At 64.1% G+C, this 22,719-nt stretch carries 18 protein-coding genes and 1 pseudogene; 11 read left to right on the top strand and 8 right to left on the bottom strand.

Annotated elements, in window-relative coordinates:
* Window positions 1–77: 77 nt before the first annotated feature.
* Window positions 78–425 carry a cupin domain-containing protein gene (locus AArcSl_RS10490; RefSeq protein WP_161945935.1) on the bottom strand — a complete coding sequence of 116 codons (348 nt, stop codon included), beginning with the start codon at window positions 423–425 and terminating at the stop codon, window positions 78–80.
* 73 nt (window positions 426–498) lie between these two features.
* Entirely contained in the window at window positions 499–1,023 is a 525-nt protein-coding gene (locus AArcSl_RS10485) for a DUF7344 domain-containing protein (protein ID WP_119818735.1), read from the bottom strand.
* Between the two features lie 501 nt (window positions 1,024–1,524).
* On the opposite strand from AArcSl_RS10485, the gene AArcSl_RS17390 reads away from it, so the two are divergent.
* From AArcSl_RS17390 to AArcSl_RS10450, 7 genes are all read left to right on the top strand, one after another.
* A complete protein-coding gene (locus AArcSl_RS17390; protein WP_245883205.1) occupies window positions 1,525–2,880 on the top strand; it encodes a choice-of-anchor W domain-containing protein in 1,356 nt (451 codons plus the stop codon).
* 110 nt (window positions 2,881–2,990) lie between these two features.
* Window positions 2,991–4,805, top strand: a complete 1,815-nt coding sequence (locus tag AArcSl_RS10475) for a vWA domain-containing protein (RefSeq protein WP_133412153.1) — start codon at window positions 2,991–2,993, stop codon at window positions 4,803–4,805.
* A gap of 305 nt (window positions 4,806–5,110) precedes the next feature.
* A complete protein-coding gene (locus AArcSl_RS10470; RefSeq protein ID WP_119818728.1) occupies window positions 5,111–6,460 on the top strand; it encodes a SipW-dependent-type signal peptide-containing protein in 1,350 nt (449 codons plus the stop codon).
* A 252-nt stretch (window positions 6,461–6,712) separates the two neighbouring features.
* Entirely contained in the window at window positions 6,713–7,579 is an 867-nt protein-coding gene (locus AArcSl_RS10465) for a hypothetical protein (RefSeq protein WP_119818725.1), read from the top strand.
* Window positions 7,576–9,009 (top strand): hypothetical protein, encoded by a 1,434-nt coding sequence (locus tag AArcSl_RS10460; protein ID WP_119818722.1) that lies wholly within the window; start codon window positions 7,576–7,578, stop codon window positions 9,007–9,009. Before AArcSl_RS10465 ends, AArcSl_RS10460 begins: the two co-directional genes overlap by 4 nt.
* The gene (locus AArcSl_RS10455) at window positions 9,006–10,049 is read left to right on the top strand and encodes a signal peptidase I (protein ID WP_119818719.1); all 1,044 of its coding nucleotides are present in this window, start codon (window positions 9,006–9,008) and stop codon (window positions 10,047–10,049) included. The genes AArcSl_RS10460 and AArcSl_RS10455 overlap by 4 nt, the downstream gene beginning before the upstream one ends.
* The gene (locus AArcSl_RS10450; RefSeq protein ID WP_119818716.1) at window positions 10,039–10,728 is read left to right on the top strand and encodes an ICP22 family protein; all 690 of its coding nucleotides are present in this window, start codon (window positions 10,039–10,041) and stop codon (window positions 10,726–10,728) included. Before AArcSl_RS10455 ends, AArcSl_RS10450 begins: the two co-directional genes overlap by 11 nt.
* A 185-nt stretch (window positions 10,729–10,913) precedes the next feature.
* On the opposite strand, the gene AArcSl_RS10445 is transcribed toward AArcSl_RS10450, so the two are convergent.
* Window positions 10,914–11,615 (bottom strand): 6-hydroxymethylpterin diphosphokinase MptE-like protein, encoded by a 702-nt coding sequence (locus AArcSl_RS10445; RefSeq protein ID WP_119818713.1) that lies wholly within the window; start codon window positions 11,613–11,615, stop codon window positions 10,914–10,916.
* Between the two features lie 248 nt (window positions 11,616–11,863).
* Here AArcSl_RS10445 and AArcSl_RS10440 point away from each other — a divergent pair, with 248 nt between their 5' ends.
* Together AArcSl_RS10440 and AArcSl_RS10435 are read left to right on the top strand one after the other, a co-directional pair.
* The gene (locus AArcSl_RS10440; RefSeq protein WP_119818710.1) at window positions 11,864–12,385 is read left to right on the top strand and encodes a hypothetical protein; all 522 of its coding nucleotides are present in this window, start codon (window positions 11,864–11,866) and stop codon (window positions 12,383–12,385) included.
* Between the two features lie 3 nt (window positions 12,386–12,388).
* On the top strand, window positions 12,389–13,264 hold the full coding sequence (locus AArcSl_RS10435) for an RNA methyltransferase (RefSeq protein ID WP_119818707.1): 876 nt from the start codon (window positions 12,389–12,391) through the stop codon (window positions 13,262–13,264).
* Window positions 13,265–13,283: 19 nt separating this feature from the next.
* On the opposite strand, the gene AArcSl_RS10430 is transcribed toward AArcSl_RS10435, so the two are convergent.
* The 3 genes from AArcSl_RS10430 to dph2 form a co-directional block, all read right to left on the bottom strand.
* Entirely contained in the window at window positions 13,284–13,910 is a 627-nt protein-coding gene (locus tag AArcSl_RS10430) for a MogA/MoaB family molybdenum cofactor biosynthesis protein (protein ID WP_119818704.1), read from the bottom strand.
* A gap of 371 nt (window positions 13,911–14,281) precedes the next feature.
* Window positions 14,282–16,426, bottom strand: a complete 2,145-nt coding sequence (gene katG, locus AArcSl_RS10425; RefSeq protein ID WP_119818701.1) for a catalase/peroxidase HPI — start codon at window positions 16,424–16,426, stop codon at window positions 14,282–14,284.
* A 212-nt stretch (window positions 16,427–16,638) separates the two neighbouring features.
* A complete protein-coding gene (dph2, locus tag AArcSl_RS10420) occupies window positions 16,639–17,727 on the bottom strand; it encodes a diphthamide biosynthesis enzyme Dph2 (protein WP_119818699.1) in 1,089 nt (362 codons plus the stop codon).
* 76 nt (window positions 17,728–17,803) lie between these two features.
* On the opposite strand from dph2, the gene AArcSl_RS10415 reads away from it, so the two are divergent.
* Window positions 17,804–18,559 carry a ribonuclease H-like domain-containing protein gene (locus tag AArcSl_RS10415; RefSeq protein ID WP_119818696.1) on the top strand — a complete coding sequence of 252 codons (756 nt, stop codon included), beginning with the start codon at window positions 17,804–17,806 and terminating at the stop codon, window positions 18,557–18,559.
* An 18-nt stretch (window positions 18,560–18,577) separates the two neighbouring features.
* Here AArcSl_RS10415 and AArcSl_RS10410 read toward each other — a convergent pair.
* Window positions 18,578–19,429: pseudogene (locus AArcSl_RS10410) on the bottom strand (polymer-forming cytoskeletal protein); the annotation flags it as partial.
* Between the two features lie 114 nt (window positions 19,430–19,543).
* Window positions 19,544–20,629, bottom strand: coding sequence for a guanosine monophosphate reductase (locus tag AArcSl_RS10405; RefSeq protein WP_119818690.1), 1,086 nt, complete (start codon window positions 20,627–20,629; stop codon window positions 19,544–19,546).
* A gap of 97 nt (window positions 20,630–20,726) precedes the next feature.
* Between AArcSl_RS10405 and AArcSl_RS10400 the strand changes: the two genes are divergently transcribed.
* A complete protein-coding gene (locus AArcSl_RS10400) occupies window positions 20,727–22,715 on the top strand; it encodes a DEAD/DEAH box helicase (RefSeq protein WP_119818687.1) in 1,989 nt (662 codons plus the stop codon).
* Window positions 22,716–22,719: the final 4 nt, after the last annotated feature.

Raw genomic sequence — 22,719 nt, 5'->3', positions numbered from 1 at the left:
GTGTCTTCGGCGGGAGAAATATAAATGGGCCAGCATTCGACCCCTCGGAACACCAGCGACGGTGCTTGCCCGACCAACTACACCCAGACGGTGTCGTCGTCAGTCAAATTCACCTTGAACACGAGGATTCGGAACGGACGATCCGACTCGTTTGTGACCTCGTGGACGTCCCCCGGCTCACAGATGATGACCTCCCCCTCGTCGGGTGTGATCTCGGTGTCGTCGATAACGAGCGTCCCGCCGGACTGGAGGATATAAAACACCTCCTCGGTTTCCCGGTGGTAATGCGGTTCGACGTGTTCGCCGGGCGGGATCTCGACCACCTGCAGGAGGTTCCCGTCGAAGCCGATCTCCTCTTCGGTCGCGAGGATCTGTTTGCGGTAGCTGTCGCGATCCTTCCACTCGGACGGCTCGGGTCGTTTCATCGGGTGGACGTTCCCGGACGAACGGTTTGAATCTTCCCACGGACTGGGGCGGGCCATCGCCGGCGTCCAGCGGTCAGCCGGACGTCGAGAGGTAGAACCACCGGTTGGTCCACAGCTGGTACAGCGTCACGACGGCGAAAAGCGCCAGGAACCCGCTCGTGAGCAGGAGTGGGTCGATCGCGGAGATCCCGGGGACGGAAAGCAGACTCGCGAGGATCGCAAGCAACGAGAGGATCCCGAGCCCCTGATAGAACTCCGACCAGGTGATCCCGTGCCGGGTGACCACCTCCATGTACAGATCGACGTCGCGAGCCTTCTGTTTCAATTTGATCTGCTTCGTCTCCCGGTCGTATTCGACCACGCCGAGATCGTGTAGCTTCGGGAGGTGAGTCTGGTGGAGGGAGATGTAGACACTCTCCCTGACGTTCTTCGGCGGTGGCGACTCTCCGGTCTCGTGTTCGGCAATCAAATGTGAGAGTTCGTTGACCGTGATCGTCCCGCCCGCGAGATACAGGTGGCGCAACGCCCGCGTGCGTCGGGGATTCGAGAGGATCGTGTGGATCTGGCTTTCCGGAATGTCTGTTGTGCGTAGCTGCATTGAAATCTCACCACCGGAGGCCGCCGGTGTTCTGGAGGGTAGTTCGTCGGACGAGGGGATATACATGGACCGACTACCGGAAGGTTTCGGGACGCCCACTGATCCGACACAATAAGCCAATACGCCGAATTCAGGCAGTAGAAAGCCGATACGGCATGAATACGCCATCACATTGTTTCCCGTGGGCGAAGAGCTCGCAGTTCGGATTCCGAGGTCGAATCCCGTCCAAACGAATTATTCACGGTTGTGGGTGTTGAAAGTAGGAACGTCGGACCGGTTGGTAGGTCTTCCGATTCGGACGGTAGGGTGTCCCATCCGTGTGGTAGGGACCTCCAGCCGGGGTGTCTAAGCACTTCGTAGACGGGTCTATCGGGCTCTTAGACGATTCTGGCCTATTATTAGCCGGTGACGTGGCTGCTCGTAACTATCCCCATAGGAGGGCCAGTATCGGTCGTACCGGCACAGGGCCACCAGGTGGCAATGTACCGGGGAGAAAAACACATGGCAGACAAAGAATTCGGACTTTCGCGGCGAAAAGTACTGGTCGGTCTTGGCGCAGTCGGAGTGGCCTCCGCGGGCGCGGGACTCGGAATGACGGCGTATTTCAGCGACGAGGAGAGCTTCGTCGGCAACAGCCTCACCGCGGGTGAACTGGACCTGTATGTCCATGTTGACTACTCTGAAGATCAGGGCTCGTTCGCACAGTGGTCCACCCCGGCAGGGACGTACGTGCAGGGCGGGGTAATCGGTGAGAGCGTCTCTGATGAAGAGACTGGGATCTCGCTCGAGGAAGGCGAGCCGCTCAGCATCCAAGTCGTCGACCTCAAACCTGGCGACTCCGGTGAGGGAGAGTTCTGCTTCTCCATCGTCGACAACCCAGCCTACATGTGGATGTGCGGGGAGCTGACAGCGAACGATCAAAACGGAACGACCGAACCAGAGGAAGCCGCACTGGAGGAACTGTTCGGCGAGATTCCCGACGATGGACAACTTGCGGACGCGATGGAGGTCACGTTGTCCTACTGCACCGAAGGCGAGACCAACGAGGAGATCGTCTCCGGGTCGCTCGCAGAGGTCATGGCGGCGCTGCAGGCGGGCGTTCCGCTGTACGGCGATGGCAACCCGGACGCCCCCGTGGCGAACCGACCCGCATTCGAGGGTGTCGACACCCCGTTCGTCGAGGACGAACCCAACACCGCTCAGACCTGCGTCTGCTTCGAGTGGGAGGTCCCCACAACTGTCGGCAACGAGATCCAGACGGACTCTGTAGAGTTCGACTTCTCGTTCTACGCCGAACAGGAACGCCACAACGATGGCCTGACGAACCCCTGTGTCGTCACTCGCGAGGGTGAAGGCTGGGGCAAGGCCGAAGAGGAACTCGAAGAGCCCAGCTGGCACGCCCGCGGTATCTACGGTGACGGCGGCGGCGCCGCGAACCGCGAACTCGATATCCGAGATCCCGACGACCTTCCGATCCACTCCGGCGACGAGAACTACGCGTGGCAAAACGGCCAGGCGGTTCCGTTCTCGCTCACCATCGACGGCGGTGACGCGAAGTGGAACGTCGATGGTACTGAGGTATTGGTCGATGACGCACCGCTCCCAGTCGCAGATGGCATCGGGGTGACAGTCAAGACCCGCGACGCAGACGCCAGCATCACCGTCGAGGACGTTATGCTGAACGGATCGAGCCCAACGGGTGCCGACTCCGTCTCCGCGTCCGGTAGTGCCACGACGAACTACCTGATGATCGAAGGCGCGACGCTGCAGGAAGGCGACGTCGTCTCCGGAATGGTGACAATGTCCTGGAACGCGACACCAGGTCGCGAAGACATCGGCTTCCGCGTCGACGTCTGAGAAATCAACCGACGAGCGGCGATCCCGCTCATCCCTTTCGGACCCCATCGGGGGTGGCCGACGAGGCGGTTCGACGCCGCCGGTGGGATTCCCCGGATGGGGAGACAATCATGACGAACGACAACCAATCATTCGGACTCTCGCGCCGCAAGGTGCTCGCCGGCCTCGGCATGGTCGGCGTGGCCTCCGCCGGGGCGGGCCTGGGAACGACCGCGTACTTCAGCGACGAGGAGAGCTTCGAGGGGAACACGTTGACTGCTGGCGAGTTGGACCTTCTGATGGACTACCGGATCACCTACAACGGAGGTCCGGGCCGTCTCGAAGAACTGCAGGCGCTGTACGACGATGACCCGAACTACAATCCAGAGGTTCAGGTGAAAGAGTTCCCGGAGGGCTCCGGAAACTACGTTCTCGATCAGGTACCCCGCCGTCCGGACTACCCCGAACCCAACGACTGGGTCGAGGCAGCCAACGTCGGTGTCGGCGAGAACGGCGAGATTTCGGGATTCGAGCGCGAGGAACTCACCGACGCCGGCTTCCCGCTTTTCAAGCTCGAAGACGTCAAACCCGGCGACTACGGCGAAGCAACGATCAGCTTCCACCTCTTCGACAACCCGGCGTACATGTGGATGGGTGGCGGCCTCCGGGAAAACGCCAACAACGGTGTCAACGACCCGGAACAGGCGACGCTCGACGAACTCGGATACGAGGAAACCACTAACGACGACCCCGAGGACTTCGCCGCGTGGGCGGAGGACGAGGACGCACTTTACTACAACGTCGACGGCGACTGGGGCGGCCAGCTCGCCGACGCCATCGAGGCGCGGGTCTGGTACGACGACAACTGCAACAACATCTTCGACGAGGGCGGGGACGGCGAGCCGGTCGACATCTCGCTCGTCATCGACGTTTCCGGCTCGATGACCTACGAAATCGGCAACCCGGACAACGTTATCGGCCAGGGTGAAGGATCCCGGATCGCCGAGGCCAGAAAAGCGGCGATCGCACTCGCGAACAATCTCCGCGAGGACGTCGGTGGCAGCGGTCTCGACGACCGTCTCGGCGTTGTGACGTTCGGCGGGATCGACGAGGAGGAGTTCGGACTCACCGAGGCGTCCGACGTCGCTGCTATCGTGGACGACTTGGAAGATCTGGAATCGTACGAAGTCGGACAGGACGACCCGCCGGACGCGCCGTTCGGTATCTCCGGGACGAACATCGGCGCCGGGCTCTACGGTGGCCGACACATGCTCGACACCCAGGGAACGCCCGACAGGCGTCCCGTGATTATCCTCCTCGGAGACGGCGCACCGACCTGGTCCTACGAGTCCGAACAGGTCGACGGTAGTACCGAGAGTGGATTCCCGAGCTACGGCGAGTGGCAAGGGTGGGTTCGTGATGACAAGCTCGATGCGATGGCCGACGTCGGCGGAAACGGTGCTGCCGACGATACGATATCGGTGGCCGACGAGATCAAAGACGAAACCGACTACCTCATCATCACCATCGGCTTCGGTCTCGAGGAAGTTGGACAGACCGGTCTCGCACGGACGACACTTGTGGAGATCGCCTCCCCCGGAGACGGAGACGACGGCAACAAGCTGTTCTTCGAATCGCCGGCGGACGTCGATCTTGTCGCTATCTTCGCTCAGATCGCCCAGGTCGTCTTCGGCGAAAAGGTGATCGCGGAGGGTTCACTCCGGGAAGTACTGGCTGTCCTGGAGGAAGGTTACGCACTCGATTCCAATCAGTTCACGGAGGGGCAGGACTGCTTCCCGCCGTTGCTCACCCGGTGTGTCGGCTTCGAGTGGTGGCTGCCGACCGACGTCGGCAACGAAGTCCAGACGGACTCCGTGATGTTCGACATCGACTTCTACGCCGAACAGTGCCGCCACAACGACGATCCACAGAATCCGTTCGCCTGATCACGATACAGGAGAGAAATTCGGGCGGCAGGCACACCATACCGCCCCAAAACGGCCGGAACGGGCGTTTGAGACCTCCGGACACGACCCCCGAAAAGCACGGTAGCAACACCCTGACGGCGAGGCGCGCAACGGTACGCGACTCATACATATCCCCTTATAAGGGGTATCTACAGGCGACCACCCACGTCGGCACCGAGCCCGTCGATCGCGACGGACTCGAACCGCGGCACTTCCGCGGAACGGCGGTTCGACTCCGCCGGTGGGAATCCCCCGGGAGGACCCCTCCACGAGGGAAGAACATCATGACAAACGAATCGAACAACTTCGAAACGAACGCGATGGGGATCTCCCGCCGCAAAGTGCTCGCTGGCCTCGGCATGGTCGGTGTCGCGAGCGCGGGCGCGGGATTCGGGACGACGGCATACTTCAGTGACGAGGAGTCCTTCGAGGGGAACACCCTCACTGCTGGGCAGCTCGAACTGAGCGTCACCTGGCAGCAACTCTACTACGGCGGCCCGCAGTCGAGCCGGTCGGAAGATTACGGCTCGGCGATGCGGCCCTTCGTCAACGCGTACCCGGATCACGATGGGAACGGCCTCCAGTCGTTCGAACGGGACGGCGGTGTCGACATGTACGTCGACCTCGACGACTACGACGATCACGAAGAGGCAGCGAAAGAAGGACGGAACCTCGAATTCGCCTGCGACGAGATCGCAACGTTCGATGAGCCATCCTTCGATCCGAACGAGGACAGCCTCATCGAACTCGACGACGTCAAGCCGGGCGACTGTGGTGAGATCACTTTCGGCACCAAACTGTGTGACAATCCGGGCTACATCTGGCTCCACGGCGACTTGACCGGTGAAGAAGACGGCGATCACCCGGAAAGCGACGGCGCAGAACTCGCTGACAACATCATCGCCCGTGCGTGGTACGACGACGGCGACAACGTCTTCCAGGAAGACGAACCGCAGATCGCTGCCGGTACGCTACGTGAAGTGCTCGACGAACTCAACGAAGGGCTCCTGCTCCAGTACGACCCGGTCGTATTCGAGGTACCGGACGAGGAAAACGGATCTGACGACGACACAGAGGGAGAGTGCATTGCGCTGACCAAAGAGGATGATGAGAACGTCATCGACAACCTCACGGCAGGAGACGAGTTTACCTACGTCGTCGACGACAAAACAATCGTAATCACCATCGACGAGGTGTCTTACAAGGGTGACGAGCCGACCGGCTTCTCGTGGTCCAGCAACGAACCCATCTGCCAGGTGACCCTGAAGGGAGGACCCGACGGGATCGCCGACGGCGAGGGACTCGCGACCGTGTACGCCTGTGAGACGGAAGGTACTGTCGCAACGACGCTCTCACCGGGAGGGGAACCATACGGGATCAGCAACTTCCGGTTCTTCTACTGTGACGTGGAAGATGGAAACGGCGTCCCGATCGAGGAGAACGGTGGGCTCTGCTTCGAACCGTCGAACACCCGGTTCATCGGCTTCGAGTGGTGCCTCCCGACCAGTGTCGGCAACGAGGTACAGGGCGATTCGGTATCGTTCGATCTGTCGTTCTACACCGAACAGTGCCGCCACAACCCCGACCCCGTGAACCCCTTCGCGGAGATGGGAAACGAGAGCACACAACAGTAAGCTAACATCCAATCACGGAGGATCGCACCTCCGTCGATAACTCTCGGACGAACAGAAACCAATCCACGCCGGCGCCTTGCGACGGTTCGACTCCGTCGGTGGACCTGGGCTCGCGGACTCCGTCCGCGACGTGTGACACCAGTCACACGCGCGACGGTACGCGACTCATATGCACTCGCTCGCGGGAGACGGGTCAGAAAGCGACCGACTGCTCCGGCCCATCGGGCCGAAATCGTCGGGGGGATACACCAAATGACGAATCAATCGAAAACCGAACTGAACCGCCGAACGCTTCTCGCAGGCATCGGCGGGCTCGGAGTCGCCGGGATCGGCTACGGCCAGCTCCGCACTGCGAACCGGCGCCGGACGTATACACACTACACCTACGCCCAGCCGGACGGCGCCAACGTCGAAGTCGATGACTCGAGTACTATCAGCAACGACGTCGGGCCCCGGATCCGGGTGTCCTGGTACAGCACGTACAACGGCCACCTCCTCACTGGAGCCCCGCTCGCGACGAACGGCTCCACCGAGGAATGGGACTACGAGAACGTCGACGGCTACGTGGCCGACGTCGACGGTCCCGCAATCCAGGTGAACAACGTCCTCCCGGGTGACTCCGGTACGGCGAGCATCGGACTCCTGGCGGAGGAGGCCGACGCACGGGTCTGGCTCCGGATCTCGCCGTCTTGCGGGACGACAGAGGGCAGCGAAGAAGACTGTCCCCCGCTCGCGGAGAACCCCCTGGCGAACGCCATCGAAACCGAACTGTGGTACGACACGGGGATCTTCGGGCTGTTCGGCTGTCAGGGGGCAGAAGAGAGTTCCTTCGGCGAACCGATCGCCGAAGGCGTCCTGGGTGAGATGCCGACCGTCGGCGGTGTCGACGGCTCCGTTTTCGAGGGGATCGAGCTGAACCCCGGCGTCTTGGACAACAGCGTGCTCGAAGAGGGCGACCGGCTCTGTCTGGCCCTGGCGTGGGCGTTCCCGACGATCCTCGAGAACGTCAACGACCTCCAGGGCACGTCGGTCGCGTTCGACATCGAGTTCCGGGCCGTCGCCGCCGACGACCCGACCAATCCGTTCGCCGTCGACGGCGAAACCGAGGTGACGGCATGACCGACGAGCGTCGGACGGACACCGGACGCCTCGCCGGACTGAGCCGGCGGCAGATCCTCGCCAGCGTCGGGGCGATCGGCGTCGCCGGGGCGTTCACGGGCGCGGGAACCCACGCGTTGCTCAACGAGGGGCAGCGCGTCTCGGGGACGCTGGAAACCGGCGGCGTCGGCATCGGGGTCGAACTCGACTGCGAGGAAAACTACTGTTCGGTCTCTCCGGACGGCGAGTTGTCCTTCGGCTTCGACGGGATCGAACCGGGAGACAGCGGATCGGTGTCCATCAGCCTCCGGGCAGAGGAGAACCCCGCCAGGCTGTGGCTCGCGACCGACTGTCCGCCGTCGTACGATCCCCTCGGGGAGGCCCTCAGGGTGTGGATTCAGCCGCGGAACTGGAACGGCGTCTCACAGATCCCCGAGCGGGGGACGTGGACGCTCTCGCAACTGAAGCGGGAACTCCACGACGGGCTCCGGATCGGCGAGGGGTGTCTGGACCCGTCGGACCGCAGGGCGATAGAGCTCGTGCTCCGGTGGTTCTTCCCCTACGAGGACACGGAATCGCTTGCAGGCGAAACGTCGGACCTCACGTTCGAGCTGCACGCCGACCAGTGCCGACACGTGCCCGAGGAGGGCGCGGTGAACCCATTCGCCGACCGGGCCCCGTGCCCGGACGTGTGTGAACCCTGCACGAGCAGGCTCTCGGAGAGTACCATGGAATACGTCGGACCGACGACGGCCGACGTGGCAGTGTACGTCCCGAGTGGCAACGTCGAGGCGGTCGAACAGCTGTACCCGACGGACGGCTCCGAATCGGTCGAGCTGCCCCCTGGTGGGATGTTCACCGTTCCGCTACCCATGTCCGGCCAGCCCGAAGCCGCGTTCTACGTCGACGGCAAGAAGAACGCTCAGCTCCACACGAGCTGCTCTGATCCGATCGCCCCCGGAATCCGGGTCGGTGATTTCCGCCTCGTCGGCGCGAGGAACGCCGACGGTGTGCCCCTGTGTCACGATCTGGAGTGTGTCGACTGTACCGACGGCAGCAACGTCGGTGGACTGCTGGTCCGGTACACCGGCGAGGATAACGGCGCCGAGGCTCGCGACGTCCGGGCCTACTACCGCAAGCAGGGTGGTCAGGGCCCCGAAAGCGGACTCCAGGGACTGCTGTTCGACGGACAGCTCTCCCAGGGCGACGAGTTCTTCCTCGAGGCCAGCAGCCGGGAGGGAAGCTCGACCAGCGGGTCCGCGTTCGAAAGCACGCTGTACCTCGTCGTCGACGGCGGCGAACGGGAACTCGAGGTCCGGTGTGACCCCGGACCACTGACAGTCGTCGGTAGCGACGATCCGGAGGACACTGACGACGACGCCGGCCACGACTTCGAGGTCCTGGCCGCGCACGATCCGTTCGGCTTCCCGTTTTGCGGAGGTGGGGCATGAACGTGACAGTCCGGCGGGTCGCAAGCGTCCTCGGCGTGCTCCTGTTGCTCGCAGTCGTGGCGCCGTTCGTCGTGTACGCGGTGCCCCAGGCGGTCGGCGCCGACCACAGCTTCGTGGTGTTGACCGCGAGCATGACGCCGGCGATTGCGCCGGGCGACGCGGTGATCGTCGCCGATCGGGATCCGGCCACCATCCAGGAGGGTGATGTGATCACCTTCCTGCGCGGCAACAGCGAAGTGCCGGTGACACATCGGGTGATCGGCGTAGTCGAATCCGGGGACGGAATCGCCTTCGAAACCATGGGCGACGCCAACGAGGCACCCGACGCCGGACTCGTCCCGGCCGAGAACGTCCTGGGCGTCGTGTTCGTGACGATTCCATACATCGGGTACGTGATCCAGTTCGCCAACTCCCAGTACGGCTTCATCGCTCTGATCGTCGTGCCGTTCGGGCTGCTCGCGCTGAACGAGGCCTATACGTTCTACCGCCGGAGCAGGGCGTCGAACGCGTCCTTCTCGAAAGTGGACGACGAACTCGCAGCGGAGACGGATTCCGACGACACGAAAGGAGACGGCGACGACGAAACTGCAGACGTCGGGACAGCAAACGCACAATCCGAGGACGTGGCGACCCCGGCCGCGAACGCCCCGTTCGTCATGACGCTGCGAACGTTCGAAGGGGCGTTCCTCGCGCTGGTGGTGTTTACACCGTACAGCGCCTACGTCGCGTACAGCTGGCAGACGACGCTGTCGGTAACCGTCGCTATCGCTTCGGGGATGACACTCCTGGGGGTCACGGCGACCTTGTTGCCCGCCTGGATTCCCAGCAACGCGAACGCCGCGTCCGAATCCGAAGCCGCGTCTACTGAAGCGGTCGACGGCGACGAACCATCTGATCCGATCCTCGCGGTCGGATTCGACGGTGGCACAACAGTGAGCGATGACGGTCCGGAATCCGAGTGGGTTCCGGGCATAAATGCGGAGGAGCCCGTCGCGGACAGTTCCGCAGTTGACGGGGAGGTGGTAAACGATGACAATTAGAAAACTGTTGTCGATCGTGGCCGTGGTCGGTCTGGTGTTCGCGGTCGCCGCGAGCGGCGGATTCTACACGGCCGCGTTCTTCAACGCACAGGAGACGGTAGAGGGAACGTTCTCGACGAACGAAACGTTCGAGACGTTCGAGACGACCACGACGAACGAAACAGTCGGCAACGGGAGCGGTGCTCCCGGAAACGACACCGGATCGGATGCCCCAGCCACGGAAGCGAGTGCTCCTGAAGTATCCGGCCCAACTGAGCCCGACGACACGGAACCAGAGACCGACGATCCAACGCCGGCCGGTGACACCGAGAACACCGACTCCGACGACGCCGACTCGGAACCGCAGACTGCAGAAGACGGCGACAGTGACGGTCAAGTCGACAGCGACGCCAGTGCCGACGGCGACGCCGATGCAGATGAGAGCGAAGACGGTGACGGCGGCGAAATCGAAGACGGATCCGACGGAACGGAAGATTCGACCTCAGACGACGGATCCGACGAGGATGCAGAGAGCGAAATAGCGCCCGACGAAACGAACAGCAGCGCCGACGAGGGTGAGACCGACAGCTCCGAGGAAACGACGGACGATAGCTCCGAGGAAACGACGGACGACGGCGATGATGCGGAGACAGACACCGAGGACGACGAAATTGGCGATGGTGATGACAGCGCCGAGTAGGCGTTCGAAAGAGGAGACCCAGCCCAGGCGACGCCCCCGAAATCGGCGGTTCCAACACACGGCCCTGTACGCTCTACCTGGATTTTATCCCGGTGCGAGCAAGCGAAACGTACTCGTCGGGCTCTTATATATACTCTTTTTCTCGCTCGGGGTCGGCACTCTACTCGCGCTGTTGTGATTTTTCATCACACCGGTATCTGTTCGATTCCGCTGCGTCGGCCATCGAGTACCCCGAATCGCTCATTCCGTCTCTGCTCGAGCCAGAACAATAGCCGTTCGGCCCAGCGGAGCTTTTTCGCCTTCACCGGACCGACCGAGGTGTCGTCGAACTCCCAGCCGAGGAATCGAAGCTCCCCGGCCCCCAGCGCGTCCGCCAGAAACGCCGCACGATCCCCGTCGGTGAACCCGCCGAGATTGTAGACGGCGTCGACGGGTTCGGCCTGGGTGGTCACGAGCGTCGAGGAGGGGTCAAACTCCGGGAGAAAACGCCGAACCATCTCGACGTTATCCCCGTGAGCGTGGGCGGCGACGAGCGTCTCCTCCCGCGTCAATCGCGCTGCAGTCTCCGGGTTTTTGTCGAGGTCGGTTACCAGACAGTCGACCGGGAGATCCGCACCGAGGAGGGTGTCGGCCGCAGTCGAGGCGGCGAACACGGCGTCGACACTCTCCGGGTCGAAGGTATCGAGTTCCGCCGAAAGCGACGGGGCCGCACCGACGATCGCCACAGTCTTCCCACCGGCGACGCCGACGGCTTCCGCCAGGACGGAGAAGTCGACCGGGGTCGCGTATGTGGCGGCCACGTCTCTGGCGCGCTCGTCGGCCACCCTGTCGAACCCGAAGTCCGCGAGGATCGCCTCGTACACCGGCTCCCACTCGGAGAACTCCATACGCGGGGTTCGGCCGGGACGCTAATGGCTCTCACGGAACGGTCGCGTCGCTCTCGATGAGTAACCGTGTGCGCCGGAGTGGCAGCAAGTACCCCTACCCGCGTGCCCTTCCGGCGTCCAATCGTTGGTTCTGGGGCACTTGGCATAAGTTTTCTCGTTGTATCCCTCCCCATCTCGGCGCACTCGCGGGGTTCGCCCGCGAAATCCGAACACGTCGTTTTTATCTGCAGGAGCGTTACACACACCAAATGGCCAAAGTGAGCGTTGGGCTTCGCGGCTGGCGGTTCGAGGAAGCGGAAATCTTCGACGAGGACGGCGAATTCAAGCCGCTTGAGGAGATCCCCGACGACGCGAGCGAACGCCTCGTCAGGCTGCTGGCGCTCGTCGAGGAGCCGTGTGACGCGTGTTACCTCGTTCACGGCGAGGCGGAGATCTCGAACTGTCGTCCCGCGGAGATCGTCTACGGCGAGCCGGGGGCCGAAGTGCTGCTGTGTGGCGTCCACGAACCCGATTTCCTCTACTGGTTCCGGGAGGAAGGCGGCTCCGAACTGAAAGGGACCGCGGAGCTACAGGACGCCTTCCACGAGTGGTTCGCCGACGGGAACCGCGCGCCGGACGAGTACGGCGGCCTCGAACACGTCGAGACGGCCCCCGAGGAACTACCGGAACCGCCCAGCCCCCAGGAGATCCAGGAACGGCTCGACGCCCAGCGCGAGGAACACCGGATCGACATCAAGGCGCTCGCAGAGAGCGGATCGGCCGAGGAGTGATCGATGACGCCGACAGAGGACGCCGACAGAGCCAACGGGTGCTCTCGGGAAGAGAAAACGAGACAACCGTCGTTTACGGTGGTCGTCGTCGACCCACAGACCCCCGGCAACGTCGGGACGATCGCGCGTGCCATGAAGAACTTCGGGCTCTCGGATCTCGCTTTGATAGATCCCCCGCCGCTTCCGGAGGGCGGCGAGGCGTACGGCTTCGCCGGCCACGCCAGGGAGGACGTCCTCCCGAACGCCAGAGAGGTGACCTTCGAGGAGGTGGCCGACCGCTACCACACCGTCGGCTGTACCGCCATCACCGGCGAGGACGCCAGACGCCACGTCCGGTTCCCGTTTCGAACTCCCGCCGAGCTTCGCGACTCGCTTGCGACCGTGGAGACGGACACCGCCCTGGTGTTCGGCCGCGAGGGGCGGGGACTCGACAACGAGGAGCTCCGGCAGCTCGACGAGGTGTGTTCGATCCCCGCGAGCCCGGAGTATCCGGTGTTGAACCTGGGTCAGGCGGCGACGATCGTGCTGTACGAGCTCCGGGAGCTGTTCTTGACGGACACCCAGTTGCCCGACGTCGAGCGCGAACGTGCGACGGAAGCCGACGTCGAACGCGTCCACGACCGGTTCGACGACTTCCTCGATGCGGCTGGCTATTCCGGGAACCGGTTCGATCGAACCCGGACGCTGTTCCGGCGCGTCTTTGGTCGCGCCCACCCGACGACCCGGGAGGCGCACACGCTCATCGGCGTGTTCCGCAGGGCCGCCGATCAGTTGAACCACCGCTGGGAACTCATCGAGCGCTACGACGCGCCCGAATGGCCGGAAACGCGGGAGAGGAACGATGTTGACGACGACGGCGGTCCGGACGCTGACCGATAACAGCGAAAGCGAATGTCGATCACTCCTCGCGGGCGGCGAGCCCAGCGAGGTGGCCGACTTCGGGGATGATGATCTCTTCGATCCCGAGCCGCACCGCGTTTTCCGACCCCGGCAGACAGAAGATCGGCGTGCCGTCGTCGACGCCCGCGACGGCCCGGGAGCCGATCGAGCGGGTGCCGATCTCCTCGTAGGAGAGCTGACGGAACAGTTCGCCGAAGCCGGGGAGTCGCTTGTCGAACAGCCGTTCGACCGCTTCGGGCGTCACGTCGTCGGGCGTGATCCCCGTGCCGCCGGTTGTGACGACAGCGTCGGTGTCCTCCCGTGAAGCGAGCCGGTCGACCGCCGACTGGACGTCGTCGAAGTCGTCGGGGACGAGTTCCCGGATCGCAACCTCGTGGCCTGCCTCCTCGAACGCCGAGGCGATGTACTCGCCCGAGGGATCCTCGTCGATCGTTCGCGACGAGGACACGGTCAAAATGGCGACTGCGGCCGTTTCGATGTCGTGATCGTGATGATCGTGGTCGTGATGATCGTGATCGTGGTCGTGATGGTCGTGATCGTGATCGTGATGGTCGTGATCGTGATCGTGATGGTCGTGATCGTGATGATCGTGGTCGTGGTGGTCCTCGGGCGACTGATCGCTCATGGCGCTGTCTTATAAACCACGAGTCAAAACCGCTTCGGGACGGTGCCGGTATGGAGTCAAACCACCGTCGACGGGAGCTCTTAATGATTATTGTAGCGATTTACCGGTCGATCGGCCACCCGGCCCGCCGCTCGTCCGGTTACGGCCTAGAATAATCATTATCAGTCCTCCGATCAGTCGTCGGGCGAGCGATAACACAGCCGGCCGAACAACCGGAGGACGATTCGCGGCGCCAGCAGTTCGAGGGGACCGACAGCGACAGTGAGCAGGCGATACATGTCCGTGGAATCGGTCGGGAACGATTTATAAATAGTAGATCAACCGAACGAACAGCGGTCAGGATGCTATCGGGCCGGATGTCCTCGCCGCGCTCACTCGAGGTCGAACCGGTCGAGTTGCATCACTTTGCTCCACGCGTCCACGAAGTCGTCGACGAACTCCGCTTCGCCGTCGTCGGCTCCATACACTTCCGAGATAGCACGAAGCCGGGCGTTCGATCCGAAAACGAGGTCCACGCGGGAACCCCTCCACTCGACGTCGCCCGTCTCACGGTCTCGCAGTTCGAAGACGTCCCTGTCTTCGGAAACCGGCTCCCACTCGTAGTCCATGGAGAGGACGGTTTCGAAGAAGTCGTTGGTCAACGTCCCCGGCTCGTCTGTGAAGACGCCGAGGTCGGAGCCGTCGTAGTTCGCGTCCAGCGCTCGCAGACCCCCGACCAGAACGGTCATTTCGTCTGCGGTCAGGTTCAGGAGTTCGGCTTTGTCCACCAGCAACTCCCCGGCCGACCGGTCCATCGGGTCATTCTCGGTGAAGTAGTTGCGGAAGCCGTCGGCATCCGGCTTGAGCGCCTGGAAGGACTCGACGTCGGTCTGTTCCTGTGAAGCGTCGGTCCGTCCCGGCTCGAAGGGAACCTCCACGTCGTAGCCGGCCTCGGTAGCCGCCTGCTCGACGGCCGCGTTGCCGCCGAGCACGATCAGGTCGGCCAGCGAAACCCGAACGTCGTCGGATCGGGCGCTGTTGAACTCCTCTTTGATCCCCTCGTAGGTCGAAAGCACCGTCTCCAGCTCCTCGGGCTCGTTGACCTCCCAGCTCTTCTGTGGTTCGAGCCGGATCCGCGCGCCGTTCGCGCCGCCGCGCTTGTCGCTGTCGCGGTACGTCGACGCCGACGCCCAGGCGGTCTTGACGAGCTGGGAGATCGACAGGTCCGTCGCGAGAATCTCCGTTTTGAGTTCGGCGATTTCCTCTTCCCCGATGAGTTCGTAGTCGGCGTCGGGAACCGGATCCTGCCAGATCATCTCCTCGTCGGGGACCTCCGGACCCAGGAACCGCTCCGGTGGACCCATGTCGCGGTGAATCAGCTTGTACCACGCCTTCGCAAAGACCTCCTGGAACTCTTCGGGGTTTTCATGGAAGCGCTCGACGATCTCGCGGTAGTCGGGATCACGCTTCAGCGCGATGTCCGTCGTGAGCATCATGGGGGTAACCGTCTCCCCCTCGATGTGGGCGTCCGGCACGGAGTCGTGAAGCTCCTCGTCTTTCGGCGTCCACTGCCAGGCACCGCCCGGCCCCTTCTCGGGCTCCCACTCGTAGTCGAGCAGGTTGTCGAGAAAGCCCATATCCCACTGTGTCGGAGCCTGGGTCCACGGGCCTTCGATTCCGCTAGTGATCGTGTCTGGACCTTTGCCTTCACCGTAGTCGCTCTCCCAGCCGAGGCCCTGCTGCTCGATGGGGGCCGCTTCGGGAGCTGGTCCGAGATGTTCGTCGGAGGCAGCACCGTGGACCTTCCCGAACGTGTGTCCGCCGGCGATGAGTGCGACCGTCTCCTCGTCGTTCATCGCCATCCGGTCGAACGACTGTCGGATGTACTTCGCGGACTCTTCGGGATCGGGCTCTCCGCCCGGTCCCTCCGGGTTCACGTAGATGAGACCCATGTGATCGGCAGCGAGATCCCCGATGAGGTTCCCCTCTTCGTCGTGGCGCTCGTCGCCCATCATCTCCTCTTCGGGACCCCAGTCGACAGCCTTGTTGGACTTGAACGCGTCCTCGCGTCCCCCGCCGAAGCCGAACGTCTCGAAGCCCATCGACTCCATGGCGACGTTCCCGGACAACACCAGCAGATCAGCCCACGAGAGCTTGTTTCCGTACTTCTGTTTTACGGGCCAGAGAAGCCTGCGCGCCTTGTCGAGGTTCACGTTGTCGGGCCAACTGTTGACGGGCGCAAATCGCTGTGTGCCGCCGGAGGCGCCGCCGCGGCCGTCCGTGGTGCGGTACGTGCCGGCGCTGTGCCACGCCATTCGAATGATCAGCGGTCCGTAATGTCCGTAGTCGGCCGGCCACCACTCCTGGGACGTCGTCAACGCGTCTTCGATGTCCGCTTTCACTTCATCGAGGTCGAGTTTCTGGAACTCCTCGGCGTAGTCGAAGTCCTCGCCCCGCGGATCGACCTGTTCGGCGTTCTGATCGAGTATCTCCAGATTCAACTGATCCGGCCACCAGTCTTGATTTGAACTCATCATCGGCAAATTGTCTCTTTACCATATTAATATTGCCGACTTGGACGATGATGTCTTTGTTAGAACAAAAATAATTTACTCGATGTGGAAACAGCGGGCGCGCCATAGAGAGACACTCGTGGAGCGAAGTAGGTCGAAACTCGAGAACACCGCAGGCGACCGCAGCAAACGTTCGCGTTACCGGGTTCCGTGGGCGTTACCAGGTTCCGTGGGCGTTACCAGGTTCCGTGGAACGTGTCGAACTCGAGGGAGTCGAGCGGCTCGTTACCCACCGCGATCTCGTACTCCCCGGGCGTCAACATCGGCTTGTGGAACTGTGGGCCGTCGTCGGTCGTGATCCGGGGACAGCCCGTGTTGACGTATGCGTCACAGCCGAAGTTGCGCAATCGGTCCGGCGTGATCTCGTCCATCGTGATCAGGTAGGCGTTCTCGTTGTTTTCGACGATTTCGGTCGCCATTTCCCACCGGCCCTGTCCGATCTTCGTACAGTAGAGCACGCCCCAGGAGTCGGCATCCATCGCCCGGTGGACCGCGCCGTATCGCTGTTTGATGAACTTCTCCGTGTCGGCAACGTCGACGACGTTGTTGACGGGATCCGCGATCACGACGTGTTTGTCGGGATGCTCCATCGCCAGCCCCAGCGGGTGGAACTTCCCGCCGCCGACGTACAGTACAGTTTCGGCGTCGACGTCGGCGCTGGCGTAGTTACAGCCGAGCACCTGCCCCTCGTGAGTGAGTCTCTCGTCGCCACGGCGAGTCTCGACGGCGTAGCCGCGCTCTTCGAGCCACTCGTGCATCTCCCCGAACTTGTTCATGTGCTGGGCGGTCGTCACGAGCCCGACGGCGGGCCGGTCGTCGACGTCCGAATCGCCGGCTGTGTCGACGTCCGGAAGCTCCTCGAGCGCCTCCTCCATGATCGGGAACGGGTCGACGTTCGAGAAGAGCGGAACGTAGATGATCTTGTCCGACTCCTTCATCGGCGAGTGGCCGAAGTGGACGAAAACGTCGGTGCGCCGCATCAACTCGGTGTCCAGGTCGCAGGCGCCATAACACGGCTGTCCGGAGATCAGGAACCGGACACCGTCGGTCAGTTGCCGGAGGTCGTCGGCGACCTTCGGTGCCCGCCGCTTGAGCCCCTCCGGGAACTGCAGGCCGACCGTCGCCGCGTCCCGTTCCTCGATCGCGTCGATGATGCGGTCCAGTTCGTAATCCCACTCTCGGTCGCTTTTGAGCGACATTCCCGTCCGTCGGAGGTCGCCGGGGCGTTTATCTGTCCCGGCGTCGCCGCGCGCGTCCTGACTCATTGACAACGTTTGCGGACGCGAACGGTTAAACGCCGCGTTCCGACGACTTTACCTTCTCGGCTACCGAGTTCCGGGCGTGCGAATCGAAAACAGCTTCATCCCCGTTCGCGGGGTCGGAGAACGGACCGAACGGCGGCTGTGGGAGGCCGGGGTCACGCGCTGGGAAGCGTTCGATCCGTCGGCCCCCGGCGTCGGGGGGACGACGGCAGACCGGATCGAGGCGTTCATCCAGGAGGCGTCGACGCACCTCCAGCGTGGCGACGCGTCCTACTTCGATCGGCAGTTCCCCTCCGACGAGCGGTGGCGGCTCTACGAGAACTTCCGGGAGTCGACCTGCTTTTTCGACATCGAAACCACCGGGTTGGACCAGCGTCGGGACCGCGTGACGACCGTCAGCCTCCACCGGAGCGGCGAAACCACGACGCTGGTCCGAGGCCACGACCTCACTGCCGACAGACTCCGCCGGGAGTTCGAGGCCGCCGACATGCTGGCGACGTTCAACGGCGCTCGGTTCGACGTCCCGTTCCTGGAGGAGTCGTTCGGGCTCGACGTGACGACACCCCACCTGGACCTGATGTATCCGTGCCGGAAGATCGATCTCTCGGGCGGCCTCAAGCCGATCGAACGGGAACTGGGGATCGAGCGCGAACTCCCGGACGTCGACGGCCGGGAGGCGGTCCGGCTGTGGCACCGATACGAGGACGGCGACGAGGACGCGCTCGACCGGCTGATCGCGTACAACCGCGAGGACGCCGTCAACCTGCGGCGCCTGGCCGATCGGGTGACCGGGGAGCTCCACGATCGGACGTTCCCCGTCGACACCGATCCCTAGCTGCGGACGGGCTCACTCTTCTTCCCGTCCGTCGTCCGGCCGGACGAGCTTCATCTCGTCACGTGCCCTGAGCGAGCCGTCCACCTCGGCACCCTCGTAGATCACCAGGTCCCGACCGGAGACGTCCCCGAACACCCTGGCTCCGGACTCGACAGTGACGGTTCCGTTGCGTGTCGTCACGTCACCGTGGATCCGTGTGCCGGTTCCGACGGCGACGTCCTCGCGGGCACGGAGGCTCCCGAACACGTTGTTTTCCTCGCCGACGGCGACCGATTCCGCCCGGACGTTGCCGTGAATGCGACAGTCGTCGCCGATCCGCGCCGGCGTCGACACCTGCCAGGCGTCGTCGGAGATGCTGGCTCCACGCGGGATGACGAGCGTCTCCCGGACGTCCCCGCCGTCGCCCGCCAGCGCCTCGGCGAACCCTTCTGCGGCCTCCTGTTCGCCCACGCGGAGCAGCTGCGAGAGCACGATGAAGTAGAAGACGATCGTCGGCATCGGGTTCCGGATGACGATCCAGCCGTTCGCCTCGAACCCCTCGTCGATCGAGACGTCGTCGCCGATGTCCAGATCGCCGGAAACCATCAGCCGACCGTCGATGTGGACTCGCTCGCCGAGATAGGCGTCCGTTCCGACGAGGACGTTGCCGTCGACATCACACCACATGTCCAGCCGGCAGTCCCCGTCGGCCTCGATGTCGCCGCCGAAGCTGACGCGCTCGCCCGCCAGGACGTTTTTCCCTCGTACCCCGAAGGAAACCGTCGACTGTCCGCCGACGAGGACGTCGCCGTCGACGACGACGTCGTGTTCCTCCACGGTCGTCCCGTCGGGGATGGACAGTTCCTCGAGGGGATCTCCTGCCAGTGACACGCCAGAAATGAGTACGTCACGGAACATAAGCGACCCGCCGGCGTCTGACGCTCGTCTTGCGTCGCTTACGGATCGCCGTCTCGGGAGACTCGCGGGTCGAGAAGGGCCCGATCGCTACGCGTCCTCGTCGGTTCGGGCGTGGAGGGTGCTGTCGACGTCGATCGACCCCCACTCGTTCGCGACGTGTGCGCCCTCGCGGTCCTGCGCGCTTTCCGCCACGCGAATGAACGTCGCCTTCTTGCGGGCCTCGGGGATCGTCTCGCCGCCGCAGTAGGAAAGCCCAGATCGAATTCCGGCGGAGAACTCCCGGGCCACCTCGGCCATGGGCCCCTTGTACGGCGTCCACCCCTCGACCCCTTCGTCTGCGCCGACGTTCTCGGCTTTGTCCGTTCGGTCTTCGGCGGCGGCGGTGGTCGCCATCCCCCTGGATCGCTTGTACCGGATCCCGTCGATCTCTCTGGTCTCGCCCGGCGACTCCGCGGTTCCGGCAAAGAGACTCCCCATCATCACCGTGTCCGCCCCGGCCATCAGCGCCTTCACCGCGTCGCCGGACGACCGGATGCCGCCGTCGGCAATCACAGTCAGTCCCCGCTCGTGGGCGACGTCCGCGCAGTCGTCGACCGCGGTCAGCTGGGGAACGCCAGCGCCGGCGACCTTGCGGGTCGTACAGTGGGATCCTGGGCCGATCCCCACCTTCACCGCGTCGGCGCCTGCAGCCGCCAGATCTGCGACTCCGTCGGGCGTCGCGACGTTCCCGGCGACGAGCTCGACGTCCGGAAACGCGTCGGCGATCTCCGCGACCGCCTCGAGCGCGATTTCGAGGTGGCCGTGCGCGACGTCGACGACGACCGCGTCGGCGCCCGCGGCAGATAGCGCCTCCGTGCGTCGGAGATACGACTCGTCGACGCCGACGGCGGCGGCGACCGGGCCGCCAGTCTCTGTGGCGGCCTCGACTTCGGCGGCCTGTTCCTCGATCGTGAAAAAGCGGTGGATCGTCCCGATACCACCCACAGCCGCGAGTTCGGCGGCGAGTGTCGACTCCGTCACCGTGTCCATGGCCGCAGAAACCAGCGGCGTCTCGAGTTCGATGCCGGGCGTAAACGCCGTCGACAGGTCGACATCGTCGCGACTGTCGACGGGCGAACGCTGCGGGACGAGCAACACATCGCCGTAGCTCAGTCCCGTTCGGATGTCATCCATGACCGGACTAACTACGTGGGAGACCGTACTTAACCCTGGGGTTCTCGCGGCGTGACGGACGCCGATATTTAACTGTCGTGCCGCCCCAGTACCGTCGATGGACGTCGGTGAACTCCCGGTTCGACGTCGGATCCGCGATCGGTTCCGGCAGGAGGGGATCGAAACGTTGTATCCGCCCCAGCGGGCGGCAGTCGAGGCCGGAATCTGTGACGGCAACAACCTCGTCGCCGCGATCCCGACGGCGTCGGGGAAGACGCTGATCGCCGAACTCGCCATGGTGACTGCCGACGGGCCGAGCCTGTACATGTGTCCGCTCCGAGCGCTCGCCCGCGAGAAACACGAAACGTTCGACGCGCTCCCCGGGGTCGACGCCGGGCTGGCCACCGGCGAATACGACTCCCCGGCCGAGGAACTGGCCACCTACGACATCGTCGTCGCCACCAGCGAGAAGGTCGACTCGGCGATCCGAAACGGCGCCTCGTGGGTCGACGACCTCGCGTGTGTGGTCGTCGACGAGGTGCACCTGCTCGGATCGGACCGCCGCGGACCGACACTCGAGGTCACCGTCGCGACGCTTCGACGTCGGGCACCCGAGGCACAGCTGGTGGCGCTTTCTGCGACCGTGGCCAACCCCGAGGACGTCGCCGAATGGCTCGATGCCGACCTGGTCGAGTCGACGTGGCGACCCGTCGAACTCCGGACGGGCGTGTACGCCGACGGACGCGTCGCGTTCGACGACGGGGCGGTACAGCCCGTCGACGCGGGCAGCGAGACCGTCGCGGACGCCCCCGAAGAGCGAGCGCACGAGCAACCGACGAAAGCGACGAGCCGACTGATCGAGGAAACCGTCGGGAACGGCGGGCAGGCGCTATCGTTCGTTCGGTCCCGCCGGGAGGCGGAAACGCTCGCCGAGCGGTTCGCCCGATCCGGTATCGCAGAGAGACACACGACCGGCGGGAACGACTCCGCAGTCGCAGACGAGATCAGGGCGATCGACGGGACCGCAACCGGCGAGCGGCTGGCCGACTGCGTCCGGTCGGGCGTGGCGTTTCACCACGCCGGATTGGGTAGCGAGCACCGCGCTGCAGTCGAGACGGCGTTCCGGAACAGGGAGATCGCGTGTCTGTGTGCGACGCCGACGCTTGCGGCCGGCGTGAACCTCCCCGCGAGACGGGTCGTCGTCAGGGACCTGAAACGGTACACCGGCAGCGCGATGGAGTGGCTGCCGGTGCTGGAGGTTCACCAGATGTGCGGCCGTGCGGGGCGGCCCCACCTCGACCCGTACGGGGAGGCGGTGCTGGTCGGCGACTGCGACTCGCCCGAAGAGCTCACGCGGCGGTACGTCGAGGGCGATCCCGAGGCGGTAGCGTCGAACCTCGCCGACCGGAGTTCGCTCCGGACCCATACCCTGTCGCTGGTCGCGACCGGGTTTGCGGACACGCCTCGCGAGATCCTCGACCGCTTCGACGGGACGTTTTACGCCTCCCGGACGCCGAGTCCGGACCTGTCGGGCGACGTCGCGACGGTCATCGAGGATCTCGCCGAAATGGAACTCGTCCGCGCGTCGGGAACGAGCGCGGACGCCCGGCTTTCGGCCACGGAGCTGGGTACACAGGTGTCCAGACAGTACGTCCGGCCGGAGACGGGAACCCGAATCGTCAGGGGCGTGGAGACGATCGGCCGGATGCAGACCGACGGGGGAAGCGTCACCCAGCTTACCGCACTGGAGGTCGTCTGTGACACCACGGACATGCAGGACACTTACCTCGGGAACCGGGAACGGGCCGACATGTATCGGTTCGCACGGCGACGCTCCGAGGAGTTGACAACCGGGATGAACGACGCCGACGACTTCGAACGGTGGCTCGAGTCCGTAAAGACGGCACGGATCCTCGCCGAGTGGATCGACGGGGCGTCCGTCGAAACCCTGGTCGAGTCGTACCGGATCGGACCGGGCGACCTCGAATCCCGGGTGAGTCGCGCGGAGTGGCTGCTGGGCGCCGGCGACGCGATCGCGGGCGTCGTCGGCGTCGACACACCGATCTTCGAGTCCACGCGGCAGGAACTCGTCGAACGACAGGAGTGATCGA

The organism is Halalkaliarchaeum desulfuricum (assembly GCF_002952775.1).
In the GTDB taxonomy this organism is placed as follows: Archaea; Halobacteriota; Halobacteria; order Halobacteriales; family Haloferacaceae; genus Halalkaliarchaeum; species Halalkaliarchaeum desulfuricum.
The sequence above is the reverse complement of the archived record's forward strand: the minus strand, read 5'-3'. Positions and strand labels throughout refer to the sequence as shown.

Excerpts from the sequence above, each read along its gene's own strand:
- AArcSl_RS10490 (WP_161945935.1), bottom strand. The coding sequence starts at position 425 with ATGAAACGACCCGAGCCGTCCGAGTGGAAGGATCGCGACAGCTACCGC.
- AArcSl_RS10485 (WP_119818735.1), bottom strand. The coding sequence starts at position 1,023 with ATGCAGCTACGCACAACAGACATTCCGGAAAGCCAGATCCACACGATC.
- AArcSl_RS17390 (WP_245883205.1), top strand. The coding sequence starts at position 1,525 with ATGGCAGACAAAGAATTCGGACTTTCGCGGCGAAAAGTACTGGTCGGT.
- AArcSl_RS10475 (WP_133412153.1), top strand. The coding sequence starts at position 2,991 with ATGACGAACGACAACCAATCATTCGGACTCTCGCGCCGCAAGGTGCTC.
- AArcSl_RS10470 (WP_119818728.1), top strand. The coding sequence starts at position 5,111 with ATGACAAACGAATCGAACAACTTCGAAACGAACGCGATGGGGATCTCC.
- AArcSl_RS10465 (WP_119818725.1), top strand. The coding sequence starts at position 6,713 with ATGACGAATCAATCGAAAACCGAACTGAACCGCCGAACGCTTCTCGCA.
- AArcSl_RS10460 (WP_119818722.1), top strand. The coding sequence starts at position 7,576 with ATGACCGACGAGCGTCGGACGGACACCGGACGCCTCGCCGGACTGAGC.
- AArcSl_RS10455 (WP_119818719.1), top strand. The coding sequence starts at position 9,006 with ATGAACGTGACAGTCCGGCGGGTCGCAAGCGTCCTCGGCGTGCTCCTG.
- AArcSl_RS10450 (WP_119818716.1), top strand. The coding sequence starts at position 10,039 with ATGACAATTAGAAAACTGTTGTCGATCGTGGCCGTGGTCGGTCTGGTG.
- AArcSl_RS10445 (WP_119818713.1), bottom strand. The coding sequence starts at position 11,615 with ATGGAGTTCTCCGAGTGGGAGCCGGTGTACGAGGCGATCCTCGCGGAC.
- AArcSl_RS10440 (WP_119818710.1), top strand. The coding sequence starts at position 11,864 with ATGGCCAAAGTGAGCGTTGGGCTTCGCGGCTGGCGGTTCGAGGAAGCG.
- AArcSl_RS10435 (WP_119818707.1), top strand. The coding sequence starts at position 12,389 with ATGACGCCGACAGAGGACGCCGACAGAGCCAACGGGTGCTCTCGGGAA.
- AArcSl_RS10430 (WP_119818704.1), bottom strand. The coding sequence starts at position 13,910 with ATGAGCGATCAGTCGCCCGAGGACCACCACGACCACGATCATCACGAT.
- katG (WP_119818701.1), bottom strand. The coding sequence starts at position 16,426 with ATGATGAGTTCAAATCAAGACTGGTGGCCGGATCAGTTGAATCTGGAG.
- dph2 (WP_119818699.1), bottom strand. The coding sequence starts at position 17,727 with ATGAGTCAGGACGCGCGCGGCGACGCCGGGACAGATAAACGCCCCGGC.
- AArcSl_RS10405 (WP_119818690.1), bottom strand. The coding sequence starts at position 20,629 with ATGGATGACATCCGAACGGGACTGAGCTACGGCGATGTGTTGCTCGTC.
- AArcSl_RS10400 (WP_119818687.1), top strand. The coding sequence starts at position 20,727 with ATGGACGTCGGTGAACTCCCGGTTCGACGTCGGATCCGCGATCGGTTC.